General features: G+C 45.4%; 20 protein-coding genes. 2 read left to right on the top strand and 18 right to left on the bottom strand.

Going from position 1 to position 23,066, the window contains the following annotated elements:
* Positions 1 to 770: 770 nt before the first annotated feature.
* The 8 genes from hslU to MKZ12_RS11225 all read right to left on the bottom strand — a co-directional run bounded on the left by hslU (position 771) and on the right by MKZ12_RS11225 (position 10,701).
* Positions 771 to 2,171 (bottom strand): ATP-dependent protease ATPase subunit HslU, encoded by a 1,401-nt coding sequence (gene hslU / locus MKZ12_RS11260; protein ID WP_339260435.1) that lies wholly within the window; start codon positions 2,169 to 2,171, stop codon positions 771 to 773.
* A 116-nt stretch (positions 2,172 to 2,287) separates the two neighbouring features.
* Positions 2,288 to 2,830: an ATP-dependent protease subunit HslV gene (hslV, locus tag MKZ12_RS11255; RefSeq protein WP_076208907.1), complete on the bottom strand. Its 543-nt coding sequence runs from the start codon at positions 2,828 to 2,830 to the stop codon at positions 2,288 to 2,290.
* Positions 2,831 to 2,856: 26 nt separating this feature from the next.
* Entirely contained in the window at positions 2,857 to 4,194 is a 1,338-nt protein-coding gene (trmFO, locus tag MKZ12_RS11250; protein WP_339260433.1) for an FADH(2)-oxidizing methylenetetrahydrofolate--tRNA-(uracil(54)-C(5))-methyltransferase TrmFO, read from the bottom strand.
* Between the two features lie 62 nt (positions 4,195 to 4,256).
* Positions 4,257 to 6,356, bottom strand: a complete 2,100-nt coding sequence (gene topA, locus MKZ12_RS11245) for a type I DNA topoisomerase (RefSeq protein ID WP_339241569.1) — start codon at positions 6,354 to 6,356, stop codon at positions 4,257 to 4,259.
* Positions 6,357 to 6,472: 116 nt separating this feature from the next.
* On the bottom strand, positions 6,473 to 7,603 hold the full coding sequence (gene dprA / locus MKZ12_RS11240; protein WP_339260430.1) for a DNA-processing protein DprA: 1,131 nt from the start codon (positions 7,601 to 7,603) through the stop codon (positions 6,473 to 6,475).
* Between the two features lie 245 nt (positions 7,604 to 7,848).
* Complete coding sequence (gene sucD / locus MKZ12_RS11235; protein WP_036609382.1) at positions 7,849 to 8,778, bottom strand: succinate--CoA ligase subunit alpha; 930 nt, start codon at positions 8,776 to 8,778, stop codon at positions 7,849 to 7,851.
* A 63-nt stretch (positions 8,779 to 8,841) separates the two neighbouring features.
* The gene (gene sucC, locus MKZ12_RS11230) at positions 8,842 to 10,002 is read right to left on the bottom strand and encodes an ADP-forming succinate--CoA ligase subunit beta (protein ID WP_339241565.1); all 1,161 of its coding nucleotides are present in this window, start codon (positions 10,000 to 10,002) and stop codon (positions 8,842 to 8,844) included.
* 243 nt (positions 10,003 to 10,245) lie between these two features.
* A complete protein-coding gene (locus tag MKZ12_RS11225) occupies positions 10,246 to 10,701 on the bottom strand; it encodes a MarR family transcriptional regulator (RefSeq protein ID WP_339260428.1) in 456 nt (151 codons plus the stop codon).
* Positions 10,702 to 11,173: 472 nt separating this feature from the next.
* On the opposite strand from MKZ12_RS11225, the gene MKZ12_RS11220 reads away from it, so the two are divergent.
* Positions 11,174 to 12,784 (top strand): YifB family Mg chelatase-like AAA ATPase, encoded by a 1,611-nt coding sequence (locus MKZ12_RS11220; RefSeq protein ID WP_339260426.1) that lies wholly within the window; start codon positions 11,174 to 11,176, stop codon positions 12,782 to 12,784.
* 183 nt (positions 12,785 to 12,967) lie between these two features.
* On the opposite strand, the gene MKZ12_RS11215 is transcribed toward MKZ12_RS11220, so the two are convergent.
* From MKZ12_RS11215 to rplS, 10 genes are all read right to left on the bottom strand, one after another.
* The gene (locus tag MKZ12_RS11215; RefSeq protein ID WP_339241560.1) at positions 12,968 to 13,519 is read right to left on the bottom strand and encodes a nitroreductase; all 552 of its coding nucleotides are present in this window, start codon (positions 13,517 to 13,519) and stop codon (positions 12,968 to 12,970) included.
* A gap of 294 nt (positions 13,520 to 13,813) precedes the next feature.
* Entirely contained in the window at positions 13,814 to 14,989 is a 1,176-nt protein-coding gene (locus MKZ12_RS11210; RefSeq protein ID WP_339260424.1) for a carboxypeptidase-like regulatory domain-containing protein, read from the bottom strand.
* A gap of 56 nt (positions 14,990 to 15,045) precedes the next feature.
* The gene (locus MKZ12_RS11205; RefSeq protein WP_339241556.1) at positions 15,046 to 15,207 is read right to left on the bottom strand and encodes a paeninodin family lasso peptide; all 162 of its coding nucleotides are present in this window, start codon (positions 15,205 to 15,207) and stop codon (positions 15,046 to 15,048) included.
* 320 nt (positions 15,208 to 15,527) lie between these two features.
* The gene (locus MKZ12_RS11200) at positions 15,528 to 15,926 is read right to left on the bottom strand and encodes a YraN family protein (RefSeq protein ID WP_339260422.1); all 399 of its coding nucleotides are present in this window, start codon (positions 15,924 to 15,926) and stop codon (positions 15,528 to 15,530) included.
* Complete coding sequence (locus tag MKZ12_RS11195; protein WP_339260420.1) at positions 15,920 to 16,231, bottom strand: EscU/YscU/HrcU family type III secretion system export apparatus switch protein; 312 nt, start codon at positions 16,229 to 16,231, stop codon at positions 15,920 to 15,922. Before MKZ12_RS11195 ends, MKZ12_RS11200 begins: the two co-directional genes overlap by 7 nt.
* The gene (locus tag MKZ12_RS11190) at positions 16,228 to 18,297 is read right to left on the bottom strand and encodes a DNA ligase (RefSeq protein ID WP_339260417.1); all 2,070 of its coding nucleotides are present in this window, start codon (positions 18,295 to 18,297) and stop codon (positions 16,228 to 16,230) included. Before MKZ12_RS11190 ends, MKZ12_RS11195 begins: the two co-directional genes overlap by 4 nt.
* A 30-nt stretch (positions 18,298 to 18,327) precedes the next feature.
* A complete protein-coding gene (locus tag MKZ12_RS11185) occupies positions 18,328 to 19,029 on the bottom strand; it encodes a ribonuclease HII (protein WP_339260415.1) in 702 nt (233 codons plus the stop codon).
* A 462-nt stretch (positions 19,030 to 19,491) separates the two neighbouring features.
* Positions 19,492 to 20,355, bottom strand: coding sequence for a ribosome biogenesis GTPase YlqF (gene ylqF / locus MKZ12_RS11180; protein WP_339241545.1), 864 nt, complete (start codon positions 20,353 to 20,355; stop codon positions 19,492 to 19,494).
* Positions 20,356 to 20,385: 30 nt separating this feature from the next.
* A complete protein-coding gene (gene lepB / locus MKZ12_RS11175; protein WP_339241544.1) occupies positions 20,386 to 21,006 on the bottom strand; it encodes a signal peptidase I in 621 nt (206 codons plus the stop codon).
* Between the two features lie 358 nt (positions 21,007 to 21,364).
* On the bottom strand, positions 21,365 to 21,706 hold the full coding sequence (gene rplS / locus MKZ12_RS11170; protein ID WP_024630190.1) for a 50S ribosomal protein L19: 342 nt from the start codon (positions 21,704 to 21,706) through the stop codon (positions 21,365 to 21,367).
* A gap of 394 nt (positions 21,707 to 22,100) precedes the next feature.
* Here rplS and MKZ12_RS11165 point away from each other — a divergent pair, with 394 nt between their 5' ends.
* Entirely contained in the window at positions 22,101 to 23,066 is a 966-nt protein-coding gene (locus tag MKZ12_RS11165) for a polysaccharide deacetylase family protein (RefSeq protein ID WP_339260413.1), read from the top strand.

Here is a 23,066-nt window from a genome sequence, read left to right as displayed (position 1 = left end):
GGCTTTTTGTGTATTTTCTGCAAATTATGAATTTTTTCGTAAATGTTCAGTCCCAAAACAAAAGTCTGTTAATACTCTTCCTTATTGTCCTTAAACATTCTTAAAATAAAAAAATACTTTCAAGTCCCTACAAGAGCGTATAGCGCTCGTTATTATGTATATTTCCGAATATTTCATCGTTGTTAATGTTAGAATTTTTTGCCGTTATACTAAGGGTTTACGTGCATTATCATAGGTATGCATATAAAGCTGTATCTTAATCAATTGACAAGTTATGTTTCAACAATTAAGAAAACTCGACTTTCCCACACAACACTTTCTTAACAATTAAGCAGAGTCTATATATTTTAATCTCAAGAAAATAAATTGTAACTTCACAGTTTTCTATAATTCATCATTTTGCGCATTTACGCAACATTTACCAATCTATCGACTAAACCGATAACCAGACTTGGAATAAGTAGAATTCTTTTAATGGTAATCATTGGATACAGATACGACGAATAACGACCACTCCGATAGGTTTTAATGCCGTATACATGCGGCACAAGTCCTAGGTTTTGTCGATCCGTTAACAACCCCACCTCTTTTATCGGTTGTAACACTCAAATCCTTTAGATGGAAATAAAAATAAACGATATGCATACAGTAAGAGACTCTTGTGATTCGTAAAAGGATTGCTACCCTTTGTCGATCTCGCAAATGTACTCTACTCTCGTGCATACCGTTCATATATAGCATCATTTTAACATTTCATTGTTAAACCCTTGTCACAGGATATACTGACTTAAATCACGATCAAGCGCAATATCATTCAATTTCTCCCGGACATACTCTGGAGTGATCACCATACGTTCCAGTGTAAGCTCGGGTGCCTCAAAGGACAGATCCTCCAAAAGCTTTTCAAGAATCGTATGCAATCGACGAGCACCTATATTTTCTGTATTTTGATTCACGGATTCAGCCAATTTGGCAATCTCGCGAATCGCTTCATCCGAGAATTCAATCTCAATATTTTCGGTGCGCAGCAGATCAACATACTGCTTGGTCAGTGCATTTTGAGGCTCAGTCAGAATGGATACAAACTCCTCCAATGTAAGACTGCTCAATTCTACACGAATCGGGAAGCGTCCCTGAAGCTCGGGAATCAGATCAGAGGGTTTGGCCACATGGAATGCGCCAGCTGCCATAAACAGAATATAGTCCGTTTTAACAGGGCCATATTTCGTCATCACTGTAGAACCTTCCACAATAGGCAGAATGTCCCGTTGAACCCCCTCCCGGGATACATCAGGTCCGCTACCGCGTCCTTGACTGGCAACCTTGTCAATTTCATCAATGAATATGATGCCTGTCTGCTCGGCCCGGCGAATGGATTCCTGGGTAACATCGTCCATGTCAATCAATTTTCCTGCTTCTTCCTGAGTCAACACTTTGCGTGCTTCTTTAATAGCGAGTTTACGTTTTTTTGTACGACGAGGTAACAAACTACCAAACATTTCCTGCATGTTCATGCCCATCTGATCATTACCTTGACCAGCAAACATGTCCATCATGTTAGGTGCAGTGTCTTCGACATCAATTTCAATGATGTCATCCTCCAACTTGCCAGATAACAGATCAAACTTGATCTTACGCCGACGCTCCGCAATCCCAGTATCGGGTGCTGGATCATCCTGTTCCTGAGCGTTGTTCCCATTATTACCAAAGATCATCTCAAAAGGATTGCGCTGATTCTTGGACTTGGACTGTGAAGGAGCCAAAATATGTACAATTCGTTCATTTGCAGCTTCTTCAGCTTTGTCCTTCACTTTTTCAGTCCGCTCCAGTTTCACCATGCGCAGGGATGTCTCAATTAGATCACGCACCATGGACTCAACGTCACGACCAACATAACCTACTTCCGTGAACTTGGTAGCTTCCACTTTCACAAATGGTGCACCTACCAGTTTAGCAAGGCGACGGGCGATTTCCGTTTTACCCACACCGGTAGGTCCAATCATCAGGATATTTTTAGGTACAATATCGTCCTGAGTATGCTCAGGCAAAAGGCTCCGCCGATAACGATTACGAAGGGCTACAGCTACCGATTTTTTAGCTTTCTTTTGACCTACAATATACTTGTCAAGCTCTGCAACAATCTGTCTCGGTGTTAGCGCTTGAGTATTCATATTGCTTCCCTCCTACCAGTATGTTGAATTAATTTTACCTAACAAGGACAAAGAATCCCCTAGACGTCCTGGAGCAGATTATGTAATCATGCTCCACTACGGGAGATTTCTTTGGCTTATAACTCTTCTACAATAATATTACTGTTAGTATATACACATAGCTCCGAGGCAATCTGAAGCGATTCACGCGCAATGTCTTTTGCTTCCAGGTTCACAGCGTGACGTTTCAACGCTCGTGCAGCAGATAAAGCAAAATTCCCACCTGATCCGATCGCAATAACGTCATCATCAGGTTCAATAATCTCTCCACCGCCTGAAATGAGCAACATACCTGATTTGTCCATTACAATCAACAATGCCTCAAGCTTACGCAAGATCCGATCCTGACGCCAATCCTTGGCAAGCTCCACAGCAGCACGCTGCAAGTTACCATGATGCTCCTCCAGCTTACCTTCGAATTTCTCAAACAAGGTGATCGCATCCGCCACAGAACCAGCAAAGCCAGCAACAACCTGTCCGCGGTATAAACGTCTTACCTTCTTGGCTGTATTTTTCATCACAACACTTTGGCCCATGGTCACCTGACCATCTCCGGCGATTGCTGCCTTACCATTATGACGAACAGCACAGATCGTTGTAGCATGAAATGACATATCCATGATATCAGCCTCCTCCCACGAATAATTTATACGCGTTCCGGAACAGTTAGACCTTCTGCCGCAGCAAAACTAGTGATACCATCCAGTGCACGCTGTGCAAGAGCTTCATTTTTTTCCTTTTTGTTACGGATTTTCGTTTCAAGCTTCGGCAATAAACCAAAGTTTGCATTCATGGGTTGGAAGTGCTTGAAGTCAGCAGTTGTAATATACTGAGCCATACTGCCAAGTGTTGTTTCTACCGGCAGTACCACCAGTTCCTGCCCAAGCGCTGCTTTGGCTGCGTTCATACCGGCAATAAGCCCTGATGCAGCAGATTCCACATATCCTTCTACACCGGTCATCTGACCTGCAAAGAACAGGTTTGGACGCTCTTTAAACTGGTATGTCGGAAGAAGAAGTTTAGGAGAATTAATAAATGTATTACGGTGCATTACACCATAACGGACAAACTCTGCATTTTCAAGTCCCGGAATAAGCGAGAAGACACGTTTTTGTTCTCCCCATTTCAGATGCGTCTGGAAGCCCACCAGATTATACAGGGTTCCAGCTGCGTTGTCCTGTCTAAGCTGAACAACCGCATGTGGTAACTCTCCTGTATGCGGGTTAACCAGACCTACCGGTTTCATAGGACCAAACAGAGCCGTCTGTTTTCCGCGTTTCATCATCACTTCGATTGGCATACAGCCTTCAAAGTAGATTTCTTTCTCAAACTCTTTTAATTGAGCGACTTCAGCAGTGATGAGAGCTTCATAGAAGACATCAAACTCTTCTTCTGTCATCGGACAGTTCAGATATGCCGCTTCACCCTTATCATAACGGGAAGCCAGATACACCTTGTTCATATCAATTGAATCTTTTTCGATAATCGGTGCAGCTGCGTCATAGAAGTAGAAATACTCTTCCCCCATTAGTGCCTTAATTTGCTCAGACAATGCAGGTGAAGTCAGCGGCCCTGTTGCAACAACAACGATGCCATCTTCCGGCAGAGATGTTAGTTCCTCATTCACCACTTCGATGAGCGGATGCTGATGCAACTTGGATGTAATCTCGCCTGAAAATCCATCCCGGTCCACAGCAAGTGCTCCACCTGCGGGAACCGCATGTTTGTCTGCTGCTGACAATACAAGAGAATTGAGCATTCTCATTTCTTCTTTTAACACACCCACTGCATTGGTCAATCCATTCGCACGCAGCGAATTGCTGCATACCAGTTCTGCAAATTTATCCGTATGATGAGCTGGCGTTTTCACAACAGGTCTCATCTCGTATAATTTTACGCGTACGCCGCGACTTGCAATCTGCCAGGCCGCTTCTGTTCCTGCCAGCCCGGCACCAATAACGGTTACTTGTTGTTCATTCGTCAAAATCATTTACCCCCATAAAGCAATTTCATATTTCACTATAATTGATTTGATTCACATATATGTTAATCCGCTGATTCGTCATCCGGTTCATCCACCGGCTCCTGATGATCACATGAAGTACACTGCAATCGTGCTCCCTTTTTGTTCCGCTTTTCAATCATTAACGATCCACAACTTGGACATGGTTTGGCTGAAGGTCTGTCCCATGAGACAAAATCACATTCAGGATACTTGTCACATCCGTAGAAAATACGTCCCTTTTTACTACGACGCTCAACAACATGACCTTCCTTACATTTCGGACAAGTTACACCGATGTCCTTAATAATCGGTTTGGTATTCCGACAATCAGGGAAGCCAGAGCACGCGAGAAACTTGCCAAATCGTCCAAGCTTGTAAACGAGCGGTTTGCCGCACTTCTCACAGATCTCATCCGATACTTCATCTTCAATCTCGATTTCTTTCATTTCTTCTTCCGCAAACTCAAGCCGTTTCTCAAAAGATTCGTAGAATTCTGCGAGTACTTTAACCCAATCCTCCGAACCTTCTTCCACATGGTCAAGGTCACCTTCCATGTTTGCGGTAAATTCAACATTCAGAATTTCCGGGAAGAACTCTTCCATCTGCTCAATGACCAGTTCACCCAGCTCGGTCGGCATGAATTTCTTTTCCTCTATCGCAACATATCCGCGCTTCTGAATGGTCTCCAGTGTTGGCGCATATGTACTCGGACGCCCTATACCCAATTCCTCAAGCGTTTTAACCAACCTTGCCTCCGTATATCGGGGTGGCGGTTGTGTAAAATGCTGTTTTGGCTCAATTTCCTGCTTCTCCAGCACATCTCCACTTTTCAGCGGAGGCAGCAGACGATCTTCATCAGTTGTACCATCATCGTTCCCTTCAACATATACCTTCATGAAGCCCTGGAACCGCACCTTCGAACCTGCTGCACGGAAAATCGTGTCTCCCGCAGCAATATCTACAGAAAGTGTATCCAAAATGGCTGAAGACATCTGGCTCGCCACAAAACGTTCCCAAACTAGTTTATACAGACGGAACTGATCGCGACTCATGAATGACTTGATTGAATCGGGATCACGCAAAATTGAAGTTGGACGTATTGCTTCATGCGCATCTTGAGCATTAGTAGCTTTTTTGGAATAATTCCGTGGTGTCTCAGGCGCAAATGACTCCCCGTACTTCCCAACGATATATTCTTTGGCTTCTTCTTGTGCAGATGCCGCAATTCGTGTGGAGTCCGTACGCATATACGTGATGAGACCTACTGTGCCTTCTTTTCCAAGGTCTACACCTTCATATAGTTGTTGGGCGACCGACATCGTCTTGGAAGCTCTGAAATTCAATTTACGAGCTGCTTCCTGTTGCAAAGAACTCGTTGTAAACGGAGCGGAAGGGTTACGACTGCGTTCTTTCTCTTTCACTTCCTTGATCGTAAAGTCTGCACCTTCGATCTGTTTCAAGATCGCTTGCACTTCCGCTTCACTACCCAGTTCTGTTTTGGCCCCGTTCAGTTTATGAAACTTAGCTTCAAACGGATTGCCGTCTGCTGTCAGTTTAGCGGTAATGCTCCAGTATTCTTCCGGTTCAAAATCATCAATTTCATTTTCACGATCTAAAATGATTTTGACAGCTACGGACTGAACCCGGCCTGCAGATAAGCCTTTTTTAACTTTTTTCCATAACAATGGACTAATTTTATATCCAACAAGCCGATCCAGAATACGTCTTGCCTGCTGCGCGTTCACCAAATCCATATTGATTTTCCGCGGCGTTTTGAACGCATCCTTGACAGCCTGTTTAGTAATTTCATTAAATACTACACGGCAATCTGCCGTATCGTCCAATTCGAGAGCATGGGCCAAGTGCCATGCAATAGCTTCACCTTCGCGATCCGGGTCAGCTGCGAGATACACTTTTTTCACTTTCTTTCGTGCATCCTTCAGTTCTTTCAAAATTGAACCTTTGCCGCGGATCGTAATATATTTCGGATTAAAATCATTCTCCACCTCAACGCCGATCTGACTCTTTGGCAAATCGCGAACATGTCCCATCGAAGCTTTCACGATGAACTTGCTGCCTAAATATTTGCCTATCGTCTTCGCCTTTGAGGGCGACTCCACGATTACGAGTGCATCCGCCATAGGTTCATCCTCCTCTCAGTCATGAAACTGTCATGTAACTGTTTCTGTATGCTTATGCATAGGTAATAACTTCAGCTAATTATATATTTCCACACGCTGCTTAGATTGCAGCATCATCATACCCTCGCATATTTAGTGCCTGGTAATTGGCTAATCTGCTTTTTTATGATTAAAGATAACAGAACTGAATGCAAATGTCCAAAATCCCAACCTAGCTGTTCAACCAATTGATCAAGGGATTGCTTCTCCTGTTCCAACAGATAAATCACACGTTGTTCATCGGGAGAGACCTTAACCTCAGTGAATATCCCCTGCCTGGAAGGCTCCGTTGTTTCAGTCGAACGTCCTCTATTGTAAGGAAGTTGATCTGCATTTGGCAAGCCCAAACGATACTCTTCCAATATATCTGCTGCACAAGTAACCAATTTGGCCCCTTGACGGATTAGATTATGTGCTCCCCTACTCTTCGGTGAGGTGATGGGTCCAGGCACTGCAAATACATCCCTTCCTGCTTCAAGCGCAGCATCTGCTGTGATAAGTGAACCACTGCGAATGTCAGCCTCAACAACCAATGTTCCCAAAGTCAGTCCGGCTATGATGCGATTCCGTTCCGGAAATAGTCCCTGACGTGCTCTCGTACCTGGTGGATATTCTGACAAAAGCAGACCCGTCTCCGCAATTCGCTCGGCAAGGCTTGTATTTTCAGGCGGGTATATATTATCAATCCCTGTTCCGAATACTGCAATCGTTTTGCCCTTAGCACGTAATACTGCATCATGACATGCACTATCAATACCACGGGCAAGTCCGCTTACGATCGTCAGTCCTGCATTGCATAATTGTTCTGCCAGCTTCTCACCAACTTTGCGCCCATACACGGTCGGCATACGAGTTCCCACCATTGCCATCGAAGGGGTATGTAACAAACTAACATCTCCTCGACCATACATTACCCAAGGAGGCTGAACGGTTTCCTTCATTAATATGGGATAATTCTGATCCAGATAAGTAATAACCTCTATTCCCTGATTGTAAACGTGTTCTCTTCTACACTCAATCCAGTTCTGGTTAAATTGACTAGCCAAACGGGCAGCCTGATCTTTACGCAAGCCAGCCGTAGCCCAATCCCCTTCTTCATAATTCAAGAGATCGGACAATTCATGTTGTCCCTGAACTAGTTTCGAGATTGTTTTCTTGCCTATCCCTTCCATCTCATGCAAACCAAACAAGATCCATCGTTCTTTCATACCATAAACCTCCCAGAGCGGGAAGAGAATCTTCCCTCATATTGTGTGTGATGTGGTCACGGATTGCAAGCGTTTACGTAGATAAGAAGTAACTTCACTTTCTTTTTCTCGTAAAAAAACGCAAAAAAGCAACCCTTCGCCCTGTTTAAGGACAAAAGGTTGCTTACCTTTTCCGTATCCATAATAGTCGGCTTACCAAAAATACATCATTTCTGAGCCGTTTCTTCTATTATAACGAAAAGGAATTAATGTGTCGTGCACAAATTCAAAATACCACGCTCTTCAAGTACACTCACCAAAGTCGAGCCCATCTCAGCAGGTGTTGGGGCTACTTTGATACCGCAAGATTCCAGCTTGGCAATCTTCTCTTTGGCTGTACCTTTACCACCAGAGATAATAGCGCCAGCATGGCCCATACGTTTGCCTGGAGGCGCTGTTACGCCACCAATAAAGCCCACAACCGGTTTGGTCATGTTTTCGCGAACCCAATCAGCAGCATCTTCTTCAGCTGTACCACCAATCTCACCAATCATGATGACCGCATGAGTCTGTGGATCTTCATTGAACCGTTTGAGGATATCAATGAACTCGGAGCCTTTTACAGGGTCTCCCCCGATTCCTACAGCAGAAGATTGTCCAATGCCACGCGTCGTCAGTTGATGAACGGCTTCATAGGTAAGTGTTCCACTACGGGAAACAACGCCCACGTGCCCTGCCATATGGATATAACCAGGCATGATACCGATTTTACATTCGCCTGGTGTAATGACACCTGGACAGTTCGGTCCGATCAGGACGGTATTTTTACCTTCCATGAAGCGGTCAACCTTAATCATGTCAAGAACCGGAATACCTTCTGTAATACAGATTACGAGGTCCAGCTCTGCGTCAACAGCTTCCATAATAGAATCTGCTGCAAATGCAGGAGGAACGTAAATGACGCTCGCTGTTGCGCCTGTAGCTTCCTTCGCTTCCTGCACAGTGTTGAACACCGGCAGACTGGCTACTGTACCGTCTTCCAGCGTGATATCCACATTAGTTCCGCCTTTACCCGGTGTAACTCCGCCTACCATCTGGGTTCCGTAGTCCAATGCGCCCTTCGTGTGGAACATTCCCGTTGAACCCGTAATGCCTTGCGTAATGACTTTTGTATTTTTATCGATCAAAATACTCACGTTGCTTCACATCCTTACGGTTATTTTTCAATTCCCGGACAGCTCCGGTACTAAGGAATGAACTTATTTTACGAGGGCAACAATTTTCTGTGCACCATCGGCCATGGAATCAGCAGGAACGATATTCAGGCCAGATTCACCCAAAATACGTTTGCCAAGCTCCACGTTAGTTCCTTCAAGACGAACAACCAGCGGTTTGGTCAGGCCAAGCTGCTTCGCGGCTTCAACAACACCATTGGCGATAACATCACAGCGCATGATACCACCGAAAATGTTAACAAAGATCCCCGCTACTTTGGCATCGGACAAGATGATTTTGAATGCTTCTGTCACCTTCTCCGTTGTAGCACCGCCCCCAACGTCAAGGAAGTTGGCCGGGTCTCCACCGTAGTATTTGATAATGTCCATCGTTGCCATCGCAAGTCCCGCACCATTGACCATACAGCCGATGTTGCCATCAAGTGCTATGTAGCTGAGGTCGTATTTGGAAGCTTCGATTTCTTTTTCATCCTCTTCATCCAGATCACGCAGTTCCATAATGTCTTTGTGACGGAACAAGGCGTTGGAGTCAAAGTTTAATTTCGCATCTAGAGCGATAACGTTTCCATCTCCGGTAACAACGAGAGGATTGATCTCAGCAATAGAGCAATCTTTTTCGACAAATGCAGTGTACAGCGCGAGCATGAACTTAACGGCTTTGTTCACCAATTCATTCGGAATCTTAATGCTGTAAGCCAGTTTACGCGCCTGGAACACTTGCAATCCAATGGCAGGGTCAATAATTTCTTTGAAAATTTTCTCAGGTGTAGCTTCAGCTACTTCTTCAATCTCAGTACCGCCTTCTTCGGAAGCCATCATAACTACACGGCCTGTGGCACGGTCCACAACAACACCCACATAATACTCTTTGCGGATATCGCATCCTTCTTCAATCAGAAGACGTTTCACTTCTTTGCCTTCTGGTCCAGTTTGGTGTGTTACCAATACTTTACCCAGAATTTCGGAAGCATAGGCACGAACTTCATCCGTACTCTTCGCCACTTTTACGCCGCCGGCTTTACCCCGGCCACCTGCGTGAATTTGCGCTTTAACAACAGTCACCGGACTGCCCAGTGCCTCTGCGGCCGCAACCGCTTCATCGACTGTATAAGCAACCTTTCCGTTTGGAACGGTAACTCCATACTGTTTCAGTACTTCTTTTCCTTGATATTCATGGATATTCATTCTCGAATCCTCCTATCAACATGACTGCAACAAGGCGGGTTGGTAGACTAACAAAAGACAAATGTTGACTATTTTCACTTAAACCCAATTCATTGTAACACGTTTTTAAAACGCTTTCCTTAAAAAATTAATGGTTAATAGACAGTATTTTGATATGAGTATGATCCCATATTGTGAATGCTTGGGTATATATGGAAAAAACCTCAGCTATAAGCTAAGGTTTCCTTGATGTAAAACTACATTTTATTTTTTGGCTGCGTTCGTGTTGGTTTCGTGAACTTTTTCCAGCAACCCTTTGAACTGACCCAATAAAGCTTCAAACTCTGTACTGTTCAAACACGCGTCTCCCTGAATGGCTGCAGGTATGGACAATGCCTTGTTCCGCAACTCACGGCCGGAGTCTGTTAGTGTAATTAATACTTTTCGTTCATCCTGAGCCGAGCGTTCGCGATTAATAAGTCCTGCTGACTGCAACCGTTTGAGAAGTGGTGTCAATGTTCCCGAATCGAGATAGAGCGCCTCCCCGATCTCCTTAACCGTACATTCTTCACGTTCCCACAATACCATCAAGACCAGATACTGGGAGTATGTTACGCCAAGTACCTCCAAATAAGGTTGGTACATCTTCGTAATCTCACGTGAACAAGCATATATGGCAAAGCATAATTGGTTATCCAGCTTCAAACTGTCAGTCTGCATATGTCTTTCTCACCTGCCTATTGTGCATTCTATTCCTTATAGAAAGGAACTATAAATCTATCTTATCACAAATTAGAAAAAAAACAGAATAATTGAGCACAAATGATTTTACTATTCAATTTAATTATGTTAAATTAGATTGTGTAAAATAGAAATAGAAATAAATATACATCATCATGATTCAATAAAAATAAAAGATAAGTCCATGGAATAAATCCACGCTTTCTCCGGCTCAATTTGATAACCATTAATGACATTTTATACGTAGGCCATTTTCGCCAAAGCTATTGAATGATTTCCTTCCAAAAATAAAATTCAGGGATCAGGAATGATGTTTACAGCTATGATAATGACAGGTTGACTCCATGATTCCTTTTATATAAAATGCTTAATAGAAGCTGAGGAAGCACCTTAATTCGTAGACTGGCCCGTGTTATGCGGAGTCAAGAATCGAGTGAGGTGTTTCTTTGTCATGTACGGAAAATTACACAGTGCGTGTTTGTACGGAATCGATGGCGTTCTGATTGAGGTGGAAACCGATTTATCCAATGGTCTGCCACAGACCTCCATCATCGGCTTACCGGATTCAGCCATTCGTGAGGCTGTTGAACGTGTTCGTGCAGCGATTAAAAACTGCGGATATCAGTATCCTTTACAGCGGATCACAATCAATCTGGCCCCTGCCGATCTGCGCAAGGAAGGATCTTCCTTTGATCTAGCCATTGCTATTGGTTTACTTATGACAAGCGGCCAGCTTGTACTTCCTCCCCAGGAACGGACACTCGTGGTTGGCGAACTGGCATTGGACGGTTCGATCAGATCCGTACCCGGCATTTTATCCATGGTGGATCTGGCCAAAAGACAAGGCTTTACGTCCATGCTCCTCCCTTATGATAACGTGGAGGAAGCGTCACTGATTCGAGGTATCCAGGTGTATGGCATTCGGCATTTGCAGGATATAGCTCCGGTAAACCCAGATCAATCAACTAGTTCAGTGGGAACACCACATCATTCAAATTCAGGACCCATTGTGTTGAAAAACTATGCTCACCTCGTTGCTCCTATAACAGATAAAACTTACAAGAAGGCGGATGGAAATGCGAGTCAAATACCATCATTTGCAGATGACTATAGTGATGTTCTGGGACAGCATCATGTCAAACGCGCGCTTATGATTGCTGCAGCCGGCATGCATAATATACTGCTCGTTGGACCACCAGGCACGGGCAAAACGATGTTAATCAAACGTTTGCCTACCATCCTTCCACCACTGTCAGAAGATGAAGCGTTAGAAGTAACCAAAGTATTAAGTGCCGCAGGCAAGTTAAAAGAAGCGCCTCAAGGCCTGATTGCAGACAGACCTTTTCGCTCCCCTCACCACACGATATCCACCTCTGGTCTGATTGGAGGCGGTGGTATACCAAAACCGGGTGAAGTTAGCCTTGCCCACCGGGGCATACTTTTTCTGGATGAATTACCTGAGTTCCAGCGTCAAGTGCTGGAGGTATTAAGGCAGCCGTTAGAGGATCGCACAGTGACGATTAGCCGGGCGCGGGCGGCATTCACCTTCCCAGCCCAGTTCATGCTCGCATGTTCCATGAATCCCTGCCCCTGCGGATATTTGTCCGCTCATTCGGAGGAGCAGCGCTGTATATGCAGTCCCGCTCGTGTTGCGGCGTATCGGGCCAAAATTTCAGGGCCATTGCTGGACCGTATTGATCTTCAGGTTGAGGTTCCTCCACCAGGCGAGTGGCGCAAGTCTGCTGCTTCCCCTTCCTCTGAAGAAATGCAGTCAAAAGTCATCCATGCTCATCACATTCAGGCGACCCGTTATGCCCAAAGTTTGGTTCGCTGGAATAGCCAGCTTTCGGGCACACTTTTGCGACGAACGATCCATCTCCCCCATGAGGCAGAGCAACTGTTAGAGCAAACACTGCAAACCTTGAACCTGAGCATGCGTGCACATGATCGGATTATCAAGATGGCACAGACCATTGCCGACCTGGACCATGATGGTGAAATTGTGACAGCTCATGTGGCTGAAGCCATACAGTATCGTCAATTGGATCTTAATTTATTTTGAGAAGTATACGAAGGAAGAACAAGTTCACCAAAAATCATAACCCGATATCATCAACCTGTAGGCTGAATAGCATGGTCAAGACGAATATATCATTGAATTTTTAATATAGGGATATGTCATCACAACAAAAAAACGTACAAGTGGCTCTCTTTTGAGGAGAGGTACTTGTACGTCAATTTTTCATCACTCAAAAAGAGTCAGTTTGTCCTTCGCAGGTGTACGTTCTTTGGCAGAAGGAATAACATCGGGGTATCCCATGTAAACCATGCCTATAATCTTCTCACCCGCCTCTATGCCAAGAGGTTTGCGGAATTTGGGAGCGTAAAGGAATGGCTTGGTCACCCAGAATGTACCAATATCTTCACTCCAGGCTGCAAGCATAAAGTTCTGAACCAATGCACTTACCGCAGCGAAGTCTTCGTCCCAGATATTCTGTCTTGGATCTTCCTCCAGAACAACAAGCATAACGGATGGAACTTGCATAATATTCGCTGAAAATTTATTGTCTTCTCCCATTTCTGCGTCAATGGCCTCAGCCAGTTTCTTCCGCCCATTCCCGGTAAATAACAGGAACCTCCAAGGTTCACGCAGTTTATGGTTAGGGGCCCAGACTGCAGTGTCCAGCAATTCTATAATTTGCTGTGTAGGAACAGCTTCTTTTTTAAATTTTTTCACCGTGCGACGATTTTGAATCGCTTCTCTGACTACATTACTTGTTTTTGTAACTTTACTCATCGGCCGTACCTCCCTGATTATAATATCACTTGTAACCGTAACAAAGACTTACGGTCTTGTATAACTCGTTTATGACTAATCAAAAGATTATAACTCCAGATTACATCCTTGATTATACACCCTTATGTTCAGGAGATTCAAAGGGATGGCTCCGAAAACTATGACTACAGGCGCAAGAATGAAAAAGACGACTCCGAATCCTGATCCACTAATGGCGATCATCAAGTCAGAGCCGTCTATTTTGAACCAGCCAATTTGCACCGTCAGGAAATTACGATCACGTCAACGCTCGAATCAGTATGGACCTGCTCCTTCAAAAGTACCTTTAACAAAATCCATTTTGTTGTACTTCTCCTGGTTACCAGCAACATCAGTACTGTAATACTCTACCACCTTGACCTCGGGAGCAAAAAATTGGACAGGCCCTTCATAGTTCTTCCACGCTCCTCCATTGATTCGATATTGCGTTGTTTTTACACCTGATCCTTTGACTTCGTCGGTAGCCTGGAGTCTAAACGTAAATCCTTTGATGTATGTCTTCCCATTTACGGTGTCTGTGATTGGAACTAATCTGTACTTGGTTACTGGGGGAGTAACATCTGCATCTTTCTTCAGTACGATATTAAACGTATTATGATCCCCTTGTACAAGGGTAACGTTAAGGCTAGTTTTTAAGTATCCTGATGCTTCCCCCGTTATTGTTCTGGCGCCTGTTGGCACGCGTTTTATAAAATAGTTGCCTTGAGCATCCGTTGTTGCCGAGACTCCAGCATTCACTTTAGCTCCAGTGACTGGGTTGCCCTCCTCATCTACTACTTTTCCGCGGACGTGTGCTGCTTCTGTCAAAACAACATCTACGATTAAGGTTTTTCCAGCTTGAACATTCAAACGATCCTGTTCATAAAGCATATAATCCGCAGAATCTACCCAGATTGCAATGTTCGGATTATAGTCGAAATCAAGCCCAGTAACGGCATACCGGCCTTGCTCATTCGTTTTAACCGAGCGATCCGACGCCCCTGTTACTTTGATCAGGGCATCCGGAATCGGCTTGCCTGTTTGATCGGTTACAGATCCTACAATCGTAGAAGGTTCGTAAAGCTCAAAATTAACCAAAATCTGTTCCCCTTCTGACAAATAGTAGGTATTACGATGCCTGTCTGTCACATATCCTTCTGCTTCAATTATAAAACTGATTTCCGTATAATCCTGAACAGATTCCAGGATGGAATAACTTCCAGTGGCATCTGTCTTCACGCTTTTTTCAGTCTTTTCCCCTTGGTATCTAAGAGAATACTTAATTGTTGCATCCTGGATAGGAAATCCTTCGGGATCCGTAACTTTACCTGATACCTTTGCCTGTGTAGACGGATCAGCTGCATAAGAAACGCCAGAATACATGATTCCAAACATAATGAAACATAAAGATAGTGTACTTAGTCGAATTATCCATTTGATACTTGTCTTCATCTTCTCACTACACCTCACGATATATTTATGAATCTAACGTTTCCCTCTAACCTCTTTTAACTTTCTAAAAGCTCAAGCTTCCAGAACTCCCCGTCCCAAACATATTGCCAAATGCCTTGCCCACCGTTCATGGTCTCGCTGATATCCAGCACTTCCATCCGAGGACACTCCCATACTCGTTTTCCTGTGTTGTTCGACGTATTCTGAAGCTCTTTCATACATCCCACCAACCTCTCTTTAAATTTCAACTTTTTTAGTTTATAACAGATGATACATTTTGTATCTATATTTTTAGGAAATACAATGATTTTATTATCAGTGTTTGTCTCCTCTGTTTTATCATTTCATCGTAAAATTAAAAAAAGCCACAGTTCCTGCATGATGAGGAACTGCGGCTTAAGTATAATAACTAATTTCAAGACTTCAAGGAATGCAAAAATAAGACATAATTAAACTTGGAGTTTGAAATAAACGAACTTCCATATCAATATGATACATTTTGTATCTTGAAATACAACAATGATTTTACGTGACATGCTTAAAATGCATTAACAATATGATTCACAGAGATCGTCTCTCCTGCTTGATCAAGCATTACGGCAATTACATCGAAACGGATCTGATGTTCCGTCTCTCCCGTCATTTGCAAATAAACGGATGCAGTTGAGCGCACCTGCTGCATTTTACGCATATCAACCGATTCCTGAGGTGTACCATATTGAGCGGCTCCACTTCTGCTCCTTACTTCTACAAAAACAATCAGTCCCTCGTAAGAAGCAATGATGTCAATCTCACCGCTACGGCAACGCCAGTTCTGTCTAATGATCCGATAATCATTCTCTCGCAACCATTGACGGGCGGCCTCTTCACCTAATCGGCCCTTTTGCTGTCGTGTGAGCTTCAGACTCAGCCCCTGTCCCAATTTACGTTCTACCATGACTCATTTTCCTCACGTCCTGAGGCTATTCGATCTGCACGGTAGACATACGTTAGTACTTCCGCGACCAGTTGATACAGTTCAGCTGGAATCTGTTCATCCAGATCCAACTTGGAGAGCACCTCCACAAGTGCTGCATCCTCCTGAACAGCGACGCCGTTTTCTCTGGCTTTATTTAATATGGCTTCTGCCACTTTGCCGCGCCCCTTGGCCACAACAACAGGCGCTTCGCTCTCTCCAGGGACATATTTTAGGGCAACCGCCTTTTTGGAGAGCAGGTCCGGTTGTGACGACTCGTCTTTCATACTTTCAAGTCCACCCCTTTGTATCGTTCAGGACTATAGTCCGAGGCCTTCATTTTTCGTTCCGCACCCGGTTCCTGGCCCACAGGCCACGGTTCTGACTTGAAAGTCAGCAGTTGATAACCCAGCTTATCCAACGCCTGATGGATTACCTCTCGTCCGCTCTCCAGAAGCGGTCCCATTCCTTCGCGATCATTTAATACACGTAGACTGACAATGTTGTTAACCACATGCACATCTACCAGCGTTGGCCCAAGACTTTTCATGTCCAGATCGAACCATAGACGGCAGTTGGACGCATCCAGCTCTCCACGTGGTCCACGACGTGATTGAATCTGAACAGATGCCGTTTCTTCCCCGTCCGGTCCAGTGATCGGAATAAACCAGTGCATCTGTGCAAATGTAGCACTGCGATCTGTCGTCAGCAATAACTGCTGACCTGTCAGATATTGCACGGCCTGTCCGGCGGCATCCTTAAGCGCCGCCGGTGCACCTTCGCTGCTGGCAAGCTGCAGCAGCAAACCCTTCAGCGTGTCCGCATTAGCCGGACTCGCCGCTTCCCCCACGCGCGGCTGCGCTGCCGCGCCGTGAACGGCCTGCTGCTCGTGCTCCGCACCGAGCAGCTTCAGCACGCGCCCCACCCACGGGTCCCCCTCGTGGGTGACAGGCGCGTGCACTGCCGCAGCTCCCGCAGGTGCTGCGGCACTAACGCCAGCCGGCGGCGCATCAGCGCCGGCTGGCGTTGGCTGCGGCACGCCTCCGGCAGCCGCAGCCGCCTGGCCGCCCTGCGATGCAGGGGCGGCCTGTGCTGCCGCACCAGGCTGTGCCGGTGCGGCAGTGGACGCGCTGCGCAAGGCGTCCAGCAGCGCCAGCAGCTTGGGCGCCAGCTGCGCTGCCGTAGGCGCTGCTGGCGCCGCCTGGCCTGCTGCTGCGGACGGCGTCCCCGCAGCAGCAGGCGTTTCAGCGCGGCCATCAGTCCGGCCGGCCGCGCTTGCTTCAGACTGGCCTGCACTTGCACGGCCAGCCATAGATTCAGCTGCCGCCCCTGGTGTACCCGGGCGGCTACCACCCATTTCACCCGCGTCAGTCCCACGCGGGCTCTCTCCAGGTATTCCGGTTCCCGACGGAATACTCGTACCACCTTTGCCAGCCAATTCAACGTTGTTGGCAACTGGCTTCGCCGCAGCTTCAGCACTTCCTGTGCCTCCAGCCATCTGTATGTTTCCTTTCACAGCAGCCCCTGCATCCTCTGCCCCACCATCCGTCATGGATGTAGCTCCTGCCAACGCCACTTGACCTTGCTGCGTCGACAGAACAGGTGCTCCAGTTCCAGTCCCTGTTACCTGACGACCATTGCCTGATGAAGCCAACCCTTCTTCCAACTGCGCTGCATTCGGCAATACAGGTGCACCAGCCATGGCTGCTGGCTTCAGCGTAGCAGATTGTTCCCCAGTCAGTACCGGTTTACCTGTAGCTTGAGTCAGCATCGTTTCCAACTGATCAGCCAACCCGCTTAATAACTGGTGAAGGGGGGGACCAAACACCGTCTGGTGTAATCCTTTTACCGTTTCGGCCGTAACCGGAAGACCACGCTGAAAAGCAATTCCCGTCGCCTGCACCCATTCTTCCACAGGGACCTGTGCGGGTTTGGCATTCATCATATTCTGAACCATAGCCACATTATCCTTCGTGAGCGGCAAACCGCTACGCTGCATGGCAAGCAACAGTTCCCGGTTCCCTTTTGTATCCGGTAGCCCTACATCCTGTAGCAGGTTGTTCAACGAAGCTTGTGGCAGCTCAGCAAGTGTACCCGACATTGGCTTCATGACCGTAATGCCGTTTTCACCTGGAGGCTGTACTTGGAGCAATGTGGTCTCACCCGGACGGAGTGGAGTCTCCAATTTGGCGCGCACCTGCACACCTTGAATCTGTAGAACCGCATCCCCTCCATCATCGGATACACTTACCACGGAGCCACGAACTACCTGACCTTCCTTTAATTCAAGCGGCTTGGCATTCCCTGGCTTGCTGTCTCCCAATAATCCCTTGATCACGGAACCGATATTCAAATCTCTCCCCCTCCTTCCTTCAAGCCTGTATTAAAACAACGATTGCTGCTCACCAAGCAGATTGCCCAGAAAACTGCGGCGATGCATCGGGGTTGCCCCCAAAGCCATAATTTGCTCCCGATGAACTTTTGTTGCATATCCTTTATGTATCGACAGACCATATTCCGGATATAACGTATCCCATTCTTCCTTACAGAGTCGATCTCGCGTTACCTTGGCAATGATAGATGCCGCTGCAATCGATTGACTATTGGCATCCCCTTTAATAATGGACAGTTGAGGCACATTCACATCCACCTTCTCGGCATCCACCAGCATATAATCAGGCGTTTCTCCCAACGCTTCAACAGCCCGTTTCATCGCAAGTCTCGCAGCCTGCTTGATGTTTAGCCGATCAATCGTCTCTGCATCCGCGTACCCGATACCTACCGCCAGTGCCTTTTCCATAATAACGTCATATAGTGCATCACGTTTTTTCTCCGTCAATTTCTTGGAGTCATTCACACCTTCCAAAATGAGGTCCTTGGGTAAAATAACCGCCGCTGCGACAACATCCCCAAACAAACATCCCCGACCTACCTCATCAATACCAGCAATCCGTTCAAATCCACTGTCCCAATACTCTCGTTCGTAGAGCAACAGATCCCGCGGTTCACTGGCTTCTTTTTTCTTCTTTGTTCCAATCGGGGGATCCAGTAAATTGAAACCGATCTCTTCATTCTTTTCAACCATAATACTCATCTCCTCTACCCACGCTTCTTCAGCATGCGTATCACTTACAACTTTTTTATAATATAGACGTAGATCCTTTGTCTTTGTTCTGTACAACCTGTCATCTCAGCAAAACTTTTCCTTGAGGTTTACAATAATAAAGATAGTGATGTCTTCATTTATCGGTATTTGATGGTTTAAATTGAATATATCAGACCTCGTCTAATCTAAATTGCACCACCATTCATCATAGCACGATTTAGATGCACCTGATATATGGGTCAGTCAATTCCAGAAAGCGCACTTTTCTTCAATCCTCTTCCATTTTTATCGTTTTGGACGTAAGTCCAGCTCCAATTTCGAGTTTTATACACAAAAAAAAGACCGTTCCCGGTAATCCGGTCACGGCCGCTTCTTTCGGCACTTGGATATATGAAATGAACAGATCAAGATAATGTTCTTCATCGTGTAGAGTCCCTATTTTTAATAAGGGGCTTCCATAGAGAACCGTCCCATTTTACCCGCTCGCAATTCACGCAGAAATGCTCGCGATGCCTTTTCCAAGTCAATACGTCCACCGCTTACAACACAACCACGTATACGGCCGACTTGTTCCATAATCGCAATAACACTGTCTGAATCATCTGCATCCTTGGAGAACTCCTGAAGTCCGTATCTCTCTTCCAGAGCGTCCCAGTAATAACGCATCAGGTAACTGATTCCAAAAAAGGCGATATCCTCTGCATTCAGAATTTCCTCTTTGATAGCACCCGTTACGGCAAGACGATAACCTACATTCTGATCTTCGAACTTGGGCCAAAGAATACCCGGAGTATCCAATAACTCCATTTCTTTGCCTACCTTAATCCACTGTTGCCCCTTCGTCACACCAGGACGATCTCCTGTCAACGCAATACTCCGTCCAGCCAGTCGGTTAATCAATGTTGATTTCCCCACATTTGGAATACCCACAATCAATCCGCGAACCGCACGAGGGTTAATTCCTTTGGCCAGTTGACGATCAATTTTTTCTTTCAGAAGAAGCTTCGCCTGTACCGGAATGTCTTTTACATTGGTGCCTGTTGAGGCATCCACGGGAAAGGCGGTAATTCCTTCTTTTTTGAAATATTCAATCCACTCTTGCGTCACTTTGGCATCTGCCAAATCCGCTTTGTTTAACAAAATCATCCGGGGTTTATCCAGCAATATTTCGTCAATCATCGGATTACGGCTGGAGACAGGCAGACGGGCATCCAATAGTTCGATGACCACGTCGATGAGCTTTAACTTATCCTGAATCTGGCGTCTGGCTCGAGTCATATGACCTGGAAACCATTGTATCGTCAACTTGTCTTCACCTCATTGTTTACTTCAATTTCAGTGGTTAATCCACTTAATCTGCCCGATCGGCCAGAAAATAACATCTGCACGACCAATAATATCTTCTAACGAAACGTAACCGATCATACGGCTGTCTGTACTATTTGGACGGTTGTCTCCCATGACAAACACATGACCTGCAGGCACTTTGCCATCAGGGAACTGCTCATTCGGGAAATCCTTCACGTTATATGTTCCACCATTGGCTTCAGCTGCATCAATGGCACCTTGAATATAGGTTTCATCAACCTTTTTGCCGTTAACCATCACCGTATCGTCCTGAACCTCAACCGTATCACCTTCAACAGCAATAACACGTTTGATGAAATCCCTACCTTCGGAAGGTACGTGGAAGACGATAACTTCACCGCGCTTCGGTTCTCGGATATCATATAAGATTTCGTTGACGATTACACGTTCGCCCGTTTCGAAGTTCGGCTGCATGGACGGTCCATCCACAACAAACGGTTTGAAGAGCAACCACCGAATCAGAATGACGAGAACTAATGCAATAACAATGGCTTTGAGCCATTCAACAATTTCATTTTTGGCTTTTTTGGATCGACTGTTTTTCTCTTCGGCAGGATTGCCCTGGTCCTGTTGAACTTCTTGTTCCATTCAAGATCTTCCTCTCTTCACAGTACATGATTATAGCAGTACACACATCCAGCATTTTGTATCGTTCCAATAACTCTAGGGATGGATACAAAACATTCACATCAGTTATGTAATCTTACACCAAGCATTACAATACATTTTATCCACAATTCAAATGTCTTCAGAGGTTGTTCAAAAAATCGGTACTGAAAACCGGTCTTTTCGAACACGCACTTCGATAACTGATTTTACAAGCCTCCCGGACTATCCCACGCATGTGTTGCCATACCATTTTACTCGGAAGTGTACCTCCGGTTCAACTTTTCCCGGACAAAAACGAAAAGGGCTTGTCTCCAAGCCCTTCCCGGTATCCGTTATATTAACGAATTTCTTTAATTCTCGCTGCTTTACCGCGTAGTTCACGAAGATAATAAAGCTTCGCACGACGCACTTTACCACGGCGAGCCACTTCGATTCTATCGATTTTTGGGGAATGAAGCGGGAAAGCTCTTTCCACACCTACACCGTAAGAAATTTTACGAACTGTAAAAGTCTCACTGATTCCACCACCACGGCGTTTAATCACAACACCTTCGAACAATTGGATACGCTCACGAGTTCCCTCGATTACCTTAACGTGCACTTTCAAAGTGTCACCAGGACGAAAACTCGGAATATCCTTACGAAGTTGTTCTTGTGTAATCGCTTGAACGATATTCATCTATGACTCCCTCCTTCCGTACAGGCGTTCATACTTCTTCCAGAGATCACCTTGTCTCCTTCATTATCCATAGAGGACCGCCGTATTCCACATAACAGACTTATTGTATCACGCAGCATATCAAAACACAAGAGAAATTAAACAAAATGTCTATGGAGCCATCAGCAACACTGGAACTCCCTTTCATTCCCCTAAAGCATATTCATGGACAGCAGAACGTTGAACTATTTTAATTTTTACAACTAGCTAGGGGTTCAGATATGCCGTCTCCTCTTTCTCCACGCTCTCATCTGCAAGTCAACCTGATATAGGAAAAAATACTGTAACTTCCCCTATTGAAATATCGTCTATGATATAACTTATTGATCACTTTAAAAGGAGAACCCACAGACTCATGAAATATTGGAAAAAGATCACGCTTTCTGTACTAGCCATGCTCATATGCTCCATTACACTGTATGCCTATGCCGTAACCCATCCTACAAATGCCATGTCACACAAAGCCTGTACCTCCTGGGACATCGTTAAACGCAAAGCGTTCCAGCTGTCACACACTGACTACACCCGTCAAAATGCACTGGATCGTTCCACCTTCAAGATAGAAACAGGTACGGCTACAGAAGTTCCTGTACTCATGTATCATTACATAGAGCCCGAACTGAACGATCACCAGATAGATAACAAATCCATCATTAGTCTGGAAGATTTCAAGCAAAACATGAAATACCTGCACGACGAAGGCTACCACACGATTACATTGGATCAGCTTGAACAGTATGTAAACGGGAAGCTCTCCCTGCCAAAGAAGTCCATTGTAATTACCTTTGATGATGGATATCAGAACAATTATACGTTAGCTTACCCTGTGCTTCAAAAATATAATTTTCATGCCTCACTGTTTGTCATTGGTAGTAAAATTCAAGATCAGCCTTCAGAATCTGCTCCCGCAATTGACAGTTTCATCTCCAAGCCAGAAATGCAGGCGGCAACTGACGTATTTGAATTTAACAGCCATACCTATAACCTGCATCACAAGGGATTTATGCGCTGTGGAAACAGTGTACCTGTCGGTCTAGACACCAGTCTTCTGGATGATGATATTCAGCAAATGAAGCAAACCGGAATAGATACACCTTATCTGGCCTATCCTTTTGGGTATACCAGTACACAGATGATTTACAAGTTACAGCAACACGGATATCGCATGGCCTTTACTGTAAAGTCTGGATTTGTGCATCCAGGAGATGATCTCATGAAGCTACCTCGCTTGACGGTCACGACAGGTACTGATTTGGCAACCTTGCTTCAACCCGAATCCAGTCCGCAGAATGAATTACCCCCATCGGAGAATGACCGATAA

This window comes from Paenibacillus sp. FSL R5-0713, from assembly GCF_037973325.1.
GTDB lineage: Bacteria > Bacillota > Bacilli > Paenibacillales > Paenibacillaceae > Paenibacillus.
Note: the sequence above shows the minus strand (reverse complement) of the source record. Positions and strands in the feature narration are given on the sequence as shown.

Bases quoted from the DNA above. Each gene is read 5' to 3' on its own strand.
- MKZ12_RS11185 (WP_339260415.1), bottom strand. From the start codon at position 19,029: ATGGTTGAAAAGAATGAAGAGATCGGTTTCAATTTACTGGATCCCCCG.
- dprA (WP_339260430.1), bottom strand. From the start codon at position 7,603: ATGAAAGAACGATGGATCTTGTTTGGTTTGCATGAGATGGAAGGGATA.
- MKZ12_RS11165 (WP_339260413.1), top strand. From the start codon at position 22,101: ATGAAATATTGGAAAAAGATCACGCTTTCTGTACTAGCCATGCTCATA.
- MKZ12_RS11200 (WP_339260422.1), bottom strand. From the start codon at position 15,926: ATGGTAGAACGTAAATTGGGACAGGGGCTGAGTCTGAAGCTCACACGA.
- MKZ12_RS11225 (WP_339260428.1), bottom strand. From the start codon at position 10,701: ATGCAGACTGACAGTTTGAAGCTGGATAACCAATTATGCTTTGCCATA.
- hslV (WP_076208907.1), bottom strand. From the start codon at position 2,830: ATGGATATGTCATTTCATGCTACAACGATCTGTGCTGTTCGTCATAAT.
- MKZ12_RS11205 (WP_339241556.1), bottom strand. From the start codon at position 15,207: ATGAAAGAGCTTCAGAATACGTCGAACAACACAGGAAAACGAGTATGG.
- lepB (WP_339241544.1), bottom strand. From the start codon at position 21,006: ATGGAACAAGAAGTTCAACAGGACCAGGGCAATCCTGCCGAAGAGAAA.
- MKZ12_RS11210 (WP_339260424.1), bottom strand. From the start codon at position 14,989: ATGAAGACAAGTATCAAATGGATAATTCGACTAAGTACACTATCTTTA.
- topA (WP_339241569.1), bottom strand. From the start codon at position 6,356: ATGGCGGATGCACTCGTAATCGTGGAGTCGCCCTCAAAGGCGAAGACG.
- hslU (WP_339260435.1), bottom strand. From the start codon at position 2,171: ATGAATACTCAAGCGCTAACACCGAGACAGATTGTTGCAGAGCTTGAC.
- MKZ12_RS11220 (WP_339260426.1), top strand. From the start codon at position 11,174: ATGTACGGAAAATTACACAGTGCGTGTTTGTACGGAATCGATGGCGTT.
- MKZ12_RS11195 (WP_339260420.1), bottom strand. From the start codon at position 16,231: ATGAAAGACGAGTCGTCACAACCGGACCTGCTCTCCAAAAAGGCGGTT.
- rplS (WP_024630190.1), bottom strand. From the start codon at position 21,706: ATGAATATCGTTCAAGCGATTACACAAGAACAACTTCGTAAGGATATT.
- sucC (WP_339241565.1), bottom strand. From the start codon at position 10,002: ATGAATATCCATGAATATCAAGGAAAAGAAGTACTGAAACAGTATGGA.
- MKZ12_RS11215 (WP_339241560.1), bottom strand. From the start codon at position 13,519: ATGAGTAAAGTTACAAAAACAAGTAATGTAGTCAGAGAAGCGATTCAA.